The organism is Flavobacterium erciyesense, from assembly GCF_018069925.1.
GTDB classification, from domain to species: Bacteria; Bacteroidota; Bacteroidia; order Flavobacteriales; family Flavobacteriaceae; genus Flavobacterium; species Flavobacterium erciyesense.
In genome coordinates this window covers 302,879-316,333 of sequence record NZ_JAGPXB010000002.1, presented here as the reverse complement: position 1 = coordinate 316,333, position 13,455 = coordinate 302,879, and the positions used below count along the sequence as shown (strand labels likewise).

The 13,455-nt window shown below is 36.8% G+C and carries 13 protein-coding genes and 2 tRNA genes; 6 read left to right on the top strand and 9 right to left on the bottom strand.

All coding sequences use genetic code 11. The annotated features are described in order from the left end of the window. The 4 genes from KBJ98_RS04405 to KBJ98_RS04390 all read right to left on the bottom strand — a co-directional run. Positions 1-457: RNA polymerase sigma factor (locus tag KBJ98_RS04405; RefSeq protein ID WP_210788433.1), on the bottom strand; the 457-nt coding region annotated here is incomplete at its 3' end. Position 458: 1 nt separating this feature from the next. Beyond that, the gene (locus tag KBJ98_RS04400) at positions 459-1,295 is read right to left on the bottom strand and encodes an alpha/beta fold hydrolase (protein WP_210788432.1); all 837 of its coding nucleotides are present in this window, start codon (positions 1,293-1,295) and stop codon (positions 459-461) included. A gap of 666 nt (positions 1,296-1,961) precedes the next feature. Beyond that, positions 1,962-2,034, bottom strand: a tRNA-Met gene (locus KBJ98_RS04395). 34 nt (positions 2,035-2,068) lie between these two features. Continuing rightward, positions 2,069-2,141 (bottom strand) — tRNA-Met (locus KBJ98_RS04390). 202 nt (positions 2,142-2,343) lie between these two features. Here KBJ98_RS04390 and era point away from each other — a divergent pair. The 6 genes from era (at position 2,344) to KBJ98_RS04360 (ending at position 7,828) form a co-directional block, all read left to right on the top strand. Further along, complete coding sequence (gene era, locus KBJ98_RS04385) at positions 2,344-3,225, top strand: GTPase Era (RefSeq protein ID WP_166133420.1); 882 nt, start codon at positions 2,344-2,346, stop codon at positions 3,223-3,225. 374 nt (positions 3,226-3,599) lie between these two features. Next, positions 3,600-4,148: a DUF2975 domain-containing protein gene (locus KBJ98_RS04380; RefSeq protein ID WP_210788431.1), complete on the top strand. Its 549-nt coding sequence runs from the start codon at positions 3,600-3,602 to the stop codon at positions 4,146-4,148. A 3-nt stretch (positions 4,149-4,151) separates the two neighbouring features. Then, positions 4,152-4,361 carry a helix-turn-helix domain-containing protein gene (locus tag KBJ98_RS04375; protein WP_086453359.1) on the top strand — a complete coding sequence of 70 codons (210 nt, stop codon included), beginning with the start codon at positions 4,152-4,154 and terminating at the stop codon, positions 4,359-4,361. A 170-nt stretch (positions 4,362-4,531) separates the two neighbouring features. Further along, the gene (gene der / locus KBJ98_RS04370; protein ID WP_144889166.1) at positions 4,532-5,842 is read left to right on the top strand and encodes a ribosome biogenesis GTPase Der; all 1,311 of its coding nucleotides are present in this window, start codon (positions 4,532-4,534) and stop codon (positions 5,840-5,842) included. Between the two features lie 285 nt (positions 5,843-6,127). Beyond that, positions 6,128-7,003 (top strand): toll/interleukin-1 receptor domain-containing protein, encoded by an 876-nt coding sequence (locus KBJ98_RS04365; RefSeq protein WP_210788430.1) that lies wholly within the window; start codon positions 6,128-6,130, stop codon positions 7,001-7,003. Between the two features lie 165 nt (positions 7,004-7,168). After that, on the top strand, positions 7,169-7,828 hold the full coding sequence (locus tag KBJ98_RS04360) for a hypothetical protein (RefSeq protein ID WP_210788429.1): 660 nt from the start codon (positions 7,169-7,171) through the stop codon (positions 7,826-7,828). A 166-nt stretch (positions 7,829-7,994) separates the two neighbouring features. Here KBJ98_RS04360 and KBJ98_RS04355 read toward each other — a convergent pair whose 3' ends face one another. The 5 genes from KBJ98_RS04355 to KBJ98_RS04335 form a co-directional block, all read right to left on the bottom strand. Then, positions 7,995-8,729: a DUF2490 domain-containing protein gene (locus KBJ98_RS04355; RefSeq protein WP_210788428.1), complete on the bottom strand. Its 735-nt coding sequence runs from the start codon at positions 8,727-8,729 to the stop codon at positions 7,995-7,997. Positions 8,730-8,873: 144 nt separating this feature from the next. After that, positions 8,874-11,471: a TonB-dependent receptor gene (locus KBJ98_RS04350; RefSeq protein ID WP_210788427.1), complete on the bottom strand. Its 2,598-nt coding sequence runs from the start codon at positions 11,469-11,471 to the stop codon at positions 8,874-8,876. A gap of 223 nt (positions 11,472-11,694) precedes the next feature. Next, a complete protein-coding gene (locus KBJ98_RS04345) occupies positions 11,695-12,108 on the bottom strand; it encodes an RrF2 family transcriptional regulator (protein WP_166133432.1) in 414 nt (137 codons plus the stop codon). A gap of 103 nt (positions 12,109-12,211) precedes the next feature. Continuing rightward, on the bottom strand, positions 12,212-13,018 hold the full coding sequence (locus tag KBJ98_RS04340) for a TPM domain-containing protein (protein ID WP_210788426.1): 807 nt from the start codon (positions 13,016-13,018) through the stop codon (positions 12,212-12,214). Beyond that, a complete protein-coding gene (locus KBJ98_RS04335) occupies positions 13,018-13,455 on the bottom strand; it encodes a TPM domain-containing protein (protein ID WP_166133435.1) in 438 nt (145 codons plus the stop codon). Before KBJ98_RS04335 ends, KBJ98_RS04340 begins: the two co-directional genes overlap by 1 nt.

Below are 13,455 nucleotides of genomic sequence, written 5' to 3'. Positions count from 1 at the left end.
TTTTAATTCTATGAATTCTAACGCGAAGGGTTTCTTCGCTTATCCCGATTACTTCTGCTATTTCCTGATATTCTAAACCGTCTAAAGTCATCAGGATGATCATCTTGTTCGTTTCTTCCAATTTTTGTATGCATTGATACATTTGTCTAAGCTGTTCATCTTTTTCGCTCGAATAGGTTTCTGAAACAACCTGAGGTAGAATATCGGTCCTGATTTCTTTCTTTGTAGATGATTTTCTCAAATAAAGAAGGCAAGTGTTTACTGCAATTCTGTAAATCCAAGTGCTGATGCTGGATTCATTTCTAAAAGTGTCTAATTTCTCCCAGACTTTGATAAAGATTTCCTGAGTCGCATCAGAGGCTAATGCGGTATCGCCACAAAAATATCCTTTGCACAATCGAAATACTTTATTGTAATGCTTGTAATAAATCTCGTCGAATAGTTCTTTTTTAGCCACTTTATTTTAATTCAAATTTTACTTTATTCATAAACCATTCCGGTTGATCGTACATAACAAAATGAGCGGAGTTTGCTGCATACTCCATTTTAACAGAAGGCAGGTTTTCATATTGGGCTTTATAGGTGTTTTGTACTGTGGTAAGATCTGGATTTGAAGCAGCTAAAATTACAACAGGAATTTTTATTTTAGAAATTTCTTTTCGCAGGTCTAAGTTTAGCATGTCAATATAACCGTGAACGTAAGTTTTTCGATCTACAAGACGCATCCATTCATTGATAGTTTTTTGTTTTTCTTTGTTCATACACATAAAAGAAGTTGACTGCGAATTCATTCCGTCAAACGCTTTTTGGTCCATAGTCATCATCATTTTACTTTGCGGATTGTCATACGGTATAATTTCTCCCTTGTAGTTAGGTATCATTAAAGCGGCAGTTGCAGGTAAAGCATCAACGATTATTAATTTTTTGAACAAATTGGTTTCTTGAGAAGCTAACCACAAACTTAAAGTACCTCCTAAACTATGACCAATTAATGTAGCATTCTTTATTTTTTTAGTTTTGACATAGGAAATGACTTGATCTTTGATGGTAGCTAACCAAGGAGTTTCAATTGGTGGGACATTCCCAAATCCCGCAAAAGTAAAAATATGACATTCGTTAGTTTTAGAAAGTTCGGCCACTGTTTCATTCCAAACTTCACCTGTACAGCCAAAACCAGGAAACAACAAGACGGGAGTTCCTTTTCCTTTTACCTCTACTTTGAAGGAGGTTTGAGCTAAAACAGATGTTGAGACCAAAAGGAAAAATGCAATAATTAAAATAGATTTCGTTTTCATAAGATGTATTTTTTTAAAGTTTACCTTTTGATACAGCACTAGATTAATTGTTACCTCAAAAAAAGCATTTTTTTTAATTTATTTTTTAGAGAATCAATTTTTGGATTTAAAGGCAAGAAAATCAGGGTGATTATGAGTTTTTTAAAAGCAAAAAACACCAGCTTTTTCAAGTGGTGTTTTCGTAATAGTTCCCGCTTTCTCAGGAAAGTGTCATATCAAAAGCTGTGCGAATGTCTCTGAATTCGAACTCGTAATCTTAATAAGCTTTATTAAATTTAATAGTACCGCAAATTCGCAGATTGAATAATACCATAATCTGCGAATTTGCGGTAAAAAAATATTTTAAATGGCGCGAAGTCGGACGCATTTGCTAAGCAAGGCCTTTCAAATTGCTCTCCTCGCTCTCTCACAAAAGCACCTTATCGAAAGCTGTGCGAATGTCTCCGACTTCGCACGCGCAAACTGAATAAGCTTTATTAAATCTAAGATAACCGCAAATTCGCAGATTAAATAATACCATAATCTGCGAATTTGCGGTGAAAAAATATTTTAAATGGCGCGAAGTCGGAGACATTCGTGAAGCAACGCCTTCCTAATTCATGTCTACGATCTAAATAAACCTAAGATAAACAAAAAAAGCTTCAGATTTCTCTGAAGCTTTCCTAGTAGCGGGAACAGGACTCGAACCTGTGACCTTCGGGTTATGAGCCCGACGAGCTGCCTACTGCTCTATCCCGCGATGTGTGTTTTGTAATCTCAATAAGACTACTTAGTAGCGGGAACAGGACTCGAACCTGTGACCTTCGGGTTATGAGCCCGACGAGCTGCCTACTGCTCTATCCCGCGATATATTTTTAATCAATGTTTCAGAACCTGTGTCCGCCGTGGCGGATATGAAACCCTACGAAAGCATTACTGCTCTGTCCTGCGTTGTTTCGGGTGCAAAGATACAATCAATTTCTGCATTTTACAACATAAATTTAAAAAAATGTTTTATTTCGTCTATTCACTTGATATGACTACCTTTGTGGCATAAATTTTAGTAGAAATGTCACATAAAGCAGGTTTTGTAAACATCATCGGGAATCCAAATGTTGGTAAATCAACATTAATGAATGCCTTTGTTGGAGAGCGATTATCAATTATTACTTCAAAAGCACAAACAACTCGTCATAGAATTCTAGGTATTGTAAACGGTGAGGATTTTCAATTGATCTTATCGGATACGCCAGGAATCATTAAACCTGCCTACGAAATGCAGGAATCGATGATGAACTTCGTGAAATCGGCTTTTGAAGATGCTGATGTCTTGATTTACATGGTCGAAATAGGGGAGCAGGAACTTAAAGACGAAGCGTTTTTTAATAAAATCATCCACTCGAAAATTCCAGTTTTGCTATTGCTGAACAAAATTGACAATTCGAACCAAGAACAATTAGAGCAACAAGTGGCTTTTTGGACAGCCAAAGTTCCGAATGCTGAAATATATCCAATATCAGCCTTGCAAAATTTTAATGTTCCTGAGGTTTTTCAAAGAATCATTACACTTTTGCCAGAGTCGCCAGCGTATTACCCAAAAGATCAGCTTACGGATAAGCCAGAACGTTTTTTTGTGAATGAAACCATTCGTGAAAAAATCTTGTTGAATTACAGCAAAGAGATTCCGTACGCAGTTGAAATTGTTACCGAAGAATTTTTTGAAGACGACAATATCATTCGCATTCGTTCTTTGATTATGGTGGAGCGCGAAACTCAAAAAGGAATTGTGATTGGTCATAAAGGTGCCGCTTTAAAAAAGGTAGGTACTGAGGCGCGTGAAGATTTAGAGAAATTCTTTGGAAAACAAATTCACATTGAGCTTTATGTAAAAGTGAACAAAAACTGGAGAAGTAACGCAAATATGTTGAAGCGTTTTGGGTATAATCAATAGTGAGAAGTGAGGAGTGAAAAGTGAGAGGTGAGGAGTGAGGAGTGAATTGATGGTAATTTTTTAGTTTTCATTTAAATGCAATATTTAAAATCAGTACGAGAGTTAGTCTCTTGTACTGATTTTTTTTTAGCCCAGAGCGAAAAGGAAACCCCGCAGCGAAAAAAGGATGTTGTTGCTGCGCGTACAGAGCGACCAAAGGAAGCTCCTGCACGGGCTTTGCAACAGCTCCTTGAGGCGCGAGGAGTTGTATTGTAGCGCTGGAATGGCTCCTGATGATTTTAAAAGCGATAAAAATATTTTGATAAAAGATTTATTTTTATTGTTTTTCAATAAATATCAATATATTTGTATTTTAATTTTAAATACTTTGTATCATGTCTAGAAAAACCAATTTTGTTTTTAAAGTAGTGCAAGTAGTATCTTGGATTATTTTTGTGGGGCTGTGCATCCAGGCGGGTGGCTTTATTTTTAATACTGTTTTTACGTTACTGCTCAATCCTGCTGGGGCAAGTAAGTTTTGGACAGAGGTTGATTTGGAAGCTTTGTATTATTTCAACCAGTCGCATTATGTGACTTTGACCGTTTTAATGTGCATTGTTGCGGTGTTGAAAGCGGTATTGTTTTATACTATTGTACTTGTTTTTCACAGTAAAAAAATTGATTTGGCACAGCCGTTTAATGATTCTTTGAAGAAATTTATTGATTTGGTGGCTACTATTTCTTTTGGAATCGGGCTTTTTTCTTTGTGGGGAGCAGGCTTTACAAAGAATTTGATTCAAGACGGACTACAAATGCCTAATGTTGCCGATTTGAGTTTTGGTGGTGGTGATGTGTGGTGGTTTACCAGTGTAATTTTATTGGTGATTGGGCAAATTATAAAAAAGGGAATCGAAATGCAGCAAGAAAACGAACTAACCATTTAAGTTATGGCAATAATTGTAAACCTAGATGTGATGATGGCCAAGCGCAAGATGTCATTGAACGAGCTCTCGGAGAAGGTAGATTTAACCTTGTCAAATTTATCCATATTAAAAACAGGAAAGGCTAAGGCGGTTCGTTTTAGTACTTTGGAAGCTATTTGTAAAGCCTTAGATTGCCAGCCAGGCGATATTTTAGAATATTCGAAGAACGAATAAATACATAGGGTAGTGGTACGGTTGTGAGTTTTGTTTTGAAGATGAGGTGGTTAGGTTTTGCTAATGTGGCTAATATTCGAAAAAAATTGATAATCACGCTTTTAAACACTACCTTTGCCACCCGAAACGAAAAAATAAGGTTTCGGAAAAACGAATTTTCAAATTATATTATGAATAACATTGTTGCGATAGTAGGAAGACCTAATGTGGGGAAATCGACCCTTTTTAATAGGCTGATACAAAGAAGAGAAGCTATTGTAGATTCAGTATCTGGGGTGACCCGCGATAGAAACTATGGTAAAAGCGAGTGGAACGGAAAAGAATTTTCTGTAATTGATACTGGTGGTTACATAAAAGGTTCTGATGACGTGTTTGAGGGCGAGATCCGCAAGCAAGTTGAACTGGCTATTGATGAGGCCGATGTCATCATTTTTGTGGTTGATGTTGAGGAAGGCATTACGCCTATGGATGATGTTGTGGCGCGCTTGTTGCGTAAAGTGACTAAGCCGGTTTTGCTGGCGGTAAACAAGGTAGACAACGCCATGCGTGAGAAAGATGCCTTAGAGTTTTACAACTTAGGTTTAGGTGAATACTATACGTTTGCGAGTATATCAGGTAGTGGAACAGGAGATTTATTGGATGCCTTAATTGATGCTTTCCCAGTAAAACCAGAACCTGTTCAAGAGGAAGTGGTATTGCCACGTTTTGCAGTAGTTGGGCGACCAAATGCTGGTAAATCAAGTTTTATCAATGCCTTGATTGGTAAAGAACGTTTTATGGTAACAGACATTGCGGGTACTACGCGTGATGCTATTGATACGAAGTTTGACCGTTTTGGGTTTGAATTTAACTTGGTGGATACTGCGGGAATTCGTCGTAAGGCTAAGGTAAAAGAAGATTTAGAATTTTACTCGGTAATGCGTTCTGTGCGTGCTATTGAACATGCTGATATTTGTATCCTTGTTATTGATGCTACCCGAGGATTTGAAGGACAAGACCAAAGTATTTTTTGGTTGGCCGAAAAAAACCGCAAAGGGGTTGTAATCTTGGTAAACAAATGGGATTTGGTTGAAAAAGATACCATGTCAACCCGCGATTACGAAGAGAAAATCAAGAAAGAATTAATGCCGTTTACGGATGTGCCAATTCTTTTTGTTTCGGCTTTGACCAAGCAGCGTTTGCTAAAAGCATTAGAAGCTACGGTAAAAGTATACGAAAACAGACAGCAGCGTATTGCGACTTCTAAATTTAACGAATTCATGCTTAAGGTAATTGAGGCCTATCCGCCACCAGCTACCAAAGGGAAATATGTAAAAATTAAATATTGCATGCAGTTGCCTACACAAACGCCTCAGTTTGTATTTTTTGCCAACATGCCGCAATATGTTAAGGAACCGTACAAACGTTACCTTGAAAATAAAATTAGAGAAAATTGGGATTTTTCAGGAGTGCCAATCGATATTTATATTAGAGAGAAATAAGAATAGAAAACCACTTTGTAACGAAGTGGTTTTTTTGTTTAGCAGATACCAAAAGCCTAAGATTTTATTCTTGGGCTTTTTTTGTAGTATTTATTGTTTGATAACGGATTTATTAACCATTTGTAGGTTTTTTATTTTTAATATAATGATTATAGTTATATTCGTAGAAACAAGAGATATAGCAATGGCATGAAGCAATCTATATTAGGATAGATTGGATTTGTTTTATGAGACATATACATTAGTTAGCACCAATTATACACCACAAAACAGAAAAATTAAATTATGAGAATATTTATTAGCTGGTCAGGCGACCTTTCAAAAAACATTGCAGAAATATTTAGACAATGGATACCAGGAGTTATTCAAGCAGCAAAACCATATTATTCTCCAGATGATATAACAAAAGGAACTAGATGGAGTTCAGAAATTTCAAAAGAGCTAGACGCTTCTAAAATTGGAATTATATGTTTGACAAAAGATAATCTTGACAGTAATTGGATAATGTTTGAAGCTGGAGCGTTATCAAAAAACATTGAAAAATCTAAAGTTGTCCCATTACTTTTCGGTATAGAACCTTCAGATATTCAAGGTCCTTTAGTACAATTTCAAGCAGCTAGATTTTCAAAATCAGAAATGAAAAAAGTTGTTAAAATGGTTAACTCAGAATTAGGAGAAACTGCTTTGGCACCAGATGTAATAGATAGTGTATTTGAAATGTGGTGGCCAAAACTTGAAAGCCAGATAAAAGAAGCAGAAGAAAAAGCTAAAAGTGTTGATAATAAAGATTTGAGGAGTGAAAGAGATCTGATTGAAGAAGTTCTTTCTTTGACAAGGGAATTATCAATAAACAGAAGATTTGAAAGAGAAAGAAGTTTTCACCCAAGAGCATTTGAAGATATGATTAGTTCAGTAGAACGCTTAACCGAAGCAGTCTACGAAAACGGTAATTTTGAATTAATCGAATATATTAGAGATTTACACAGACCTTTAGAATATTTTGTCGAAGAAGCTATGAATAGCTCTCCAGGTGTTAGAAAAGAACTTTACTCAAGATACCGCAGGTCAAAAATGTTAATGGAAGAATTAATAAGTATACCTGAAAAAAGAGTAGCGTCAAGAGTAAGAAAAACAAAACCTGACAGTGACGAAATAAAATAACTGGTGCTAACAGCAGTTTGGCAATATGGCGGATTTTGGGCTTAATTTTAAGTTGGTTTTGTACTCGGAAAATTAGGCATTAACTGAAAGATTTCGGTTCCTTAAATTCGCCAAATCGCCAAGCGACCAAATAATGTAGGCAAGTTAAATGAATATGCAGACAAAATGAAAGAACTACTAGAATATTTAAAATACTCCGGTCCATCAACTTTAATCATTCTGACGGGTTTAGTTTTTGGCAAAAGTCTAATTAAATATTTTTTCGAGGAAACAATCGAACTGAAAAAAGATGATTTAAAACAACACCTTGAAAAATACAAGTCAAGTATTGAACAAAATAATAAAGACTTTCAACACTTACTTGATATAAAATTAAACACTTTCAATATTCGCTTTTCTGAACTTCATCAAGAGAGAGCCAAAGTTATAAAGGAATTGTATTTTAAGCTTCTAGAACTTCAATCATCGATGTATGACTTTACGAGAAGAGCTCATGTTGTTATTGAAGATGCTGAAAAAGAAGAGCAAGAAAGAGCTGATCGCGTGAATAAAGCTATAAAAGAGTTTAATAATTACTATCTTCCAAACAAAATATTTTTCTCTCGGAAATTAGCTGAAAAATTGGATAATTTATCAAAAGAGTATTGGAATAAAGGTTCTGAATTTTCATCTTTTATGGGCCATTTTAAAAATATGTTGCCGGGAGGAAGTGCACAAGATATTTTTGTTAAGATAAAACAGATTTCTGATTTCATTGAAAAAGATATTGTAGAACTTATTGAAGATATTGAAAATGAATTTAGAGGAATTTTAGGTGTTGAATAAACTTCATTAACACTTGACACAAGAGATTTTGGCTAATAAGCTTAATAAAAAGTTGATTTTATAGTGGGAAGATTTGTATAATCTTTAAATAGGTTTTACTTAAATGCCAAAACTGCTGTAATACCAGATTGACAATCCCGAAGTAATTCGGGATTTTTTTTATGATTTATTTTTTCCAATTCAAACGATGAAATACACTCAATCGAATAATATCACGATCAAAAAAGTCAACACCGCTAGGGCGCCTTTGATAACTGTTGAGGTAGCCTAACTCATACGAAAAATGGTTGCTGGCTTGAAAGTGTATCGCTGCGTAAATTCTGTTTTGGTCAAAGGTGTTTTTACGGGTTGATTTTCCAGCATTGAACATGATTTCATCAGAGAGAATGGCTTTTACAGCTTGGTTTTCTTTTTTCCAAAACGTATAATCTCCTTGCAGGCGGTATCTAAAACGCCATGAAAAAGTAGTTCCCGTTAGCAATCCTAAGGAATTAGCATTGTGAATAAAACGTTCCTCTACTTGGAAACGCTGATTGAGTATTATTTTTTTGCCGCTGATTCTCCAAGTCAAGTCTTGTTGCCCGCGGTATTCAGGAATCCTAAAGTCGGGATTGATTTCAGGTATTTGTGTAGTAACCGAAAAATGAGCCAAACCAGCACCTGTTTCTAGATGGCTGTTTATTCTGTAACGTCCTTGCACACGCAACACGTAAACATTTTGCTGAATGGGTTTTGTGAAAACTCTGTTGTCGATTTCAGAATGTAAAGACCATTTTTCACTCAACAGCAATTGGTTGTAGTAGCGCGTCCATACAATACTTTGATGGTCAACTTTTTTTACGGTTTGTGCTTGCAACCCCAAACAGAGTAGTGTACAAATGAAAAGGAATTTTTGAGTCATTAGTTTTAAAATGCTTGCAAATGTACACAAAGTCAACCATTTCAGAGCAGTTACGTATCTGTTGATTCAATTTATTACTCATAAAAAAAGCACCGCTAACTCATAGGATAGCGGTGCTGTATTATAAAAGACTGAAGTTGTTGTTTACAACGAATACTTCAAGGTAATTCCGTAGGTTCTTTGGTCACCTAAAACACCAGCATAATGTCCAGAATTTCCGCCAGCTGGTAATAATTGCTCAAAGTAATCTTTGTTCAATAAGTTTCGACCCCAAAAGTTAACAGATAATCCTTCGGTTGCTCTAAATCCGAAACGACCGTTCAAGATGGCATATCCTTGAACCACCAAGAATTTTGAAGCTGATGGACTTGATGAAAATTCAGAACGTGCATACGAGTCAATTGCTACAAAGAATTTACCTAGGTTGCTAAAAAATTTAGCTGATTTGGTATATTCTCCGCCTAAACTTCCGGCCCATTTTGAAACACCAGGCAAAGTACTTCCAGACACATCTTTGAAAGATACAGGAGCTCCCGTTTCTTCAAGCGGTAGCGGAGCATTGGTGAATTTAATATATTTTCCATCCGTATAGCTCAATGCCCCGTTGAAAGTAAAATGTTCATTGACTACAAAACTAGCATCCACTTCGGCACCTCGTACACGTACTTTGTCTGCATTGGCTAGGTAACCACGATTTACTCCTAATTCAGCTGCTTGTACATTGGTTTGAAAATCTTTGATATCCGTATTGTACAAAGTCAGGTTTAAAATAGCTCTTTTGAACGGAGAGGTTTTTATTCCAATTTCATAATGATTTACGTCTTCGGGTCTAATGACAGCAAGATCAGCCAATGTTTGTCCAGCAGCAGGAGTCGGCAAACCAGCTACGTTTACACCCACTGGTTTGTAACTTTTAGCGTAAGTAGCGTAGCCATTAATTTTATCAGTCGCTTTGTAATTCACCGTTATATTTCCTGAAAAGTCAAACTTGTCTTTGTTTGCAGAGAAGGTTTGGTTGGTATACACCGCTCTTTTTATTGCCAATAATTGCGGATCGTTGGTTTGTAAACCTCCGTACGTTTGACGGTCGTAATTCGATTCCTTTTTGTCATAATTGTAGCGTAAGCCCGGTAGAATGTGCAATCTATCGGTAACTTGCCAATCTAATTGACCAAACAAAGCCGCACTTACAGCATGAATATCAGCAATGGTGCGTATTCCGTAGCCTTCAAGTAATCCTGGTTCAGCCCATCTAGCAAGCGGTACAGGAGTTGAAACGCCGTTATTGTTGTAGTTTACTGGCGATTGAGAAAAACGCCATTGTGCATTTCCAGATTCTTCTGTTCCTCTAATCTTAACCGTTTGATCGATAAAAAAGGCACCAATTACTCCGCTTAATTTAGAAGATACTTGCCCTGCATAGCGAATTTCTTGTGTCAACTGCGTATGTCTGGCTGGATTTTGTGATTTCGCCAAAACTTGAAGTCCTGTAAAATCTCTATCGTTTGAAGGATCCCAGTTCCAAAAACGCCATGCTGTAGTTGAGGTCAAAGTTCCTTTACCAATTTTAGTATCTACGTTAAGCGATGCGCCACCTAAATCTTGTCCAGAACGCCATGGTGTATCGTGATCAATTTTACGGTCAAAAGCATTTCTGCTCGGGAGTTGGTAATTCAAATCGGCAATGATAGCATCAAATTGGCGGTAAGCAGCCCTTTGCGTTGGCGCTACACCAGCAATCACTTGTGCATATCCATCAGGACGTTGTGTGGTGATATCAGCTGCGAATAAAATGTTTGTGTTTTCAGAAGCATTGTACAATAATTGGCCTCTAATTCCTTGATTATTTAAAGTATTTGTAGGTCTTCCAGTAGCTACATTATCAATTAATCCGTCTCTTTGTGTTCCAGAAAATGAGATTCTACCAGCCAGTTTTTTACTTAACGCACCTGTTATTGATGTTTTAGCTTGAAGGAAACCGTAATTTCCATAGCTTACTTCAAAATCAGCACCCGAAGTAAAACTTGGTTTTCTGGTGGTAATGTTAAACGCTCCTGAGGTGGTGTTTTTACCAAAAAGCGATCCTTGTGGTCCACGCAATACTTCAATACGGTCAATATCTACAAAGTCTAAAGTGGTGGCTGCTGGACGTGCATAATACACACCATCAACATAAAAACCAACACCAGGATCAATCCCGTCATTAGTAAGTCCGTATGGCGAACCAAGTCCTCTAATGTTGATGCCCGTATTTCTCGGATTGGAGGAGTATAATTGTACCGAAGGAATCAATTCTTTCACTCGATTTACGTTGAAAGCACCTGCTTGTTCCGCTTGTTTTCCGGTTACTACAGACACAGCAATTGGTATGTCTTGTGCTTTTTCTATTCTTCTACGAGAGGTAACAACCACTTCAGAGAGTACTTTTTCTTCTCCGTATGAAATGATAATCTCCAGCGGCTTTATGTTGGTAGGTAATTCGGTGATTTTAATTTCTTTAGTATTGTAGCCTGCGTATTGTACAATAAGTGTGAAAGGAAGTGACTTTGCTTCAATACTGAAAGTTCCATCAGCAAGTGTTGTAGTAGTGTTTGTGGTGCCTTTGAGCACGATGTTGACACCTTCAATTGGCGCATCTTGCTCGTCTTTTACTTTTCCTTCAAGAAGTACTTGCGCAAAGGATGTGGAGAAAACTAGAAAAAATAATAAAGTTGTACTTAGTTTTAGATAAATATTTTTCATTTATAGTATGTATATGTAATTAGTAGAGTTTTAAAATAATTTTTTTTATTTCTAACACATACACATCATACAGCCGATTGATTTGGGGTTTAATTTTTTGAAAACTTCTAGGGATTTTTGTACTTGAATCTTTTTCATCTTGCTTTAAATAGAGTTACTATTAATATTTCGATGCAAATATATATAAATTCTATAAAATTAGTAGAGTTTAAAAAATATTTTTTTAACGATGTATTAACGAAGCAATAGTGATGCCTTGCATGGCTTTAAGTGTTTCTTCACGAATGACAATTAGCCCGTGACGTAAGGCGCATGTTGATTCATCAGTACAGTCAGAACAGCGTTCGTAAAAATTTAAAGAGGCGCAAGGCAGTAAAGCGATTGCACCATCAAAAAGACGATGAATATCAGCTAAGGTGATTTCATTTTTAGATTTTAAAAGGTAATAGCCGCCAAGTTTGCCTTGTTTGCTGCCTACAAAATGCCCGCGTTTAAGGTCAAGGAGTATTTGTTCCAAAAACTTTTTCGGAATAGAAGCTGCGTCAGCAATTTCAAGAGTTCTTGACACGTGTGTATCTTCTTGTTGTGCTAAATACAAAAGTGCTTTTAAAGCATATTTGGCTTTTTGTGAAAGCATGAAAATCTAATTTTAAATAAACACTCTTATTTTTGCGTGGCATGAAATAAGAGTGTTTCAATTATTAAGGGAATTATTTTAATCTTAAAATTGCTGTAGGGTTTTACCAACCTCCGCTAGATCCTCCGCCAGAGAAACCACCTCCGCCAAAACCACCACCGAAGCCGCCGCCTCCAAAACCACCACCTGAAGAACCACCAAATCCACCTCCGCCGCCGCGGCCAAGGTTGCTTAAAATGATCACATCGAGTAGGGAAGAGCCAATGCCTCCGCCACCGTCATTGCCATTATTTCGGTTGCCTTTACTGCGCGATGCTATAATTATTAAAACAATCACGATTACAATGATAGGTCCAATAGGAAAGCCTTTGCTTGATTTTTTTTCAACGCGTTTGCCTTTGTATTTTCCTTTAAAAACGTCAATTAAGGCATCCGTTCCTTTGTCTAAACCGTTGTAAAAACTTCCAGCTTTAAATTCGGGAACAATAATATTTCGAATAATTTCGCCACCTAAACCAGCAGTTAATCGGTCCTCTAATCCATATCCAGGATTAATAGCAATTCGTTTTTCGGCTTTAGCCAAAAGAACAATCACGCCGTTATCATCTTGAGCTGAGCCGCCTATTCCCCATGTTTGTGCCCACCTGGTAGCGAGTAAACTTACATCTTCGCCTTTTAAACTTTCAATGGTTATGACAACAATTTGCGTAGTGGTCGAATCAGAATATCGGATGAGTTTTTGCTCTAATTGTGCTTTTTCGGTACTGCTCAAAACATTAGCATAATCGTATACGGATGTTTGAAAATCTGGTTTAGCAGGAATGGTAAATTGAGCATTTGCTGAAAAACTTATCAGTAAGAAACCAATAAAGCAAAGTGTGGTTAAGATATTTTTTGGATATAGCTTCATTATCCTTTTGAGATTTCGTTTGATAATTCGTTTGTATCGCCTTCTTGCCAAGGAAAGTAGCGTTGTAATTGTTCGCCAGCGCGGTGAATGCCATCAATTAAGCCTTGTTTGAAATCGCCTTTTTTGAAGTGCGCCACCATGATGTCACGCGTACAGTCCCAAAAATCATCTGGAACCACTTCGTTGATGCCTTGATCGCCGCAAATAACAAAATTGCGATCTTCTACTGCCAAATAAATCAATACACCGTTTTTCAATTCGGTTGCATCCATTTTCAACTCATGAAAAACATCCATAGCGCGGTCGTATGGATCTTGATCAGTAGTTTTTTCAATATGAACTCGAATTTCTCCTGAGGTATTTTTTTCAGCACTACAAATGGCCGCTACTACTTCTTGCTCTTCGGCACTGCTCAACAAATCTTCTACTTTTGACAT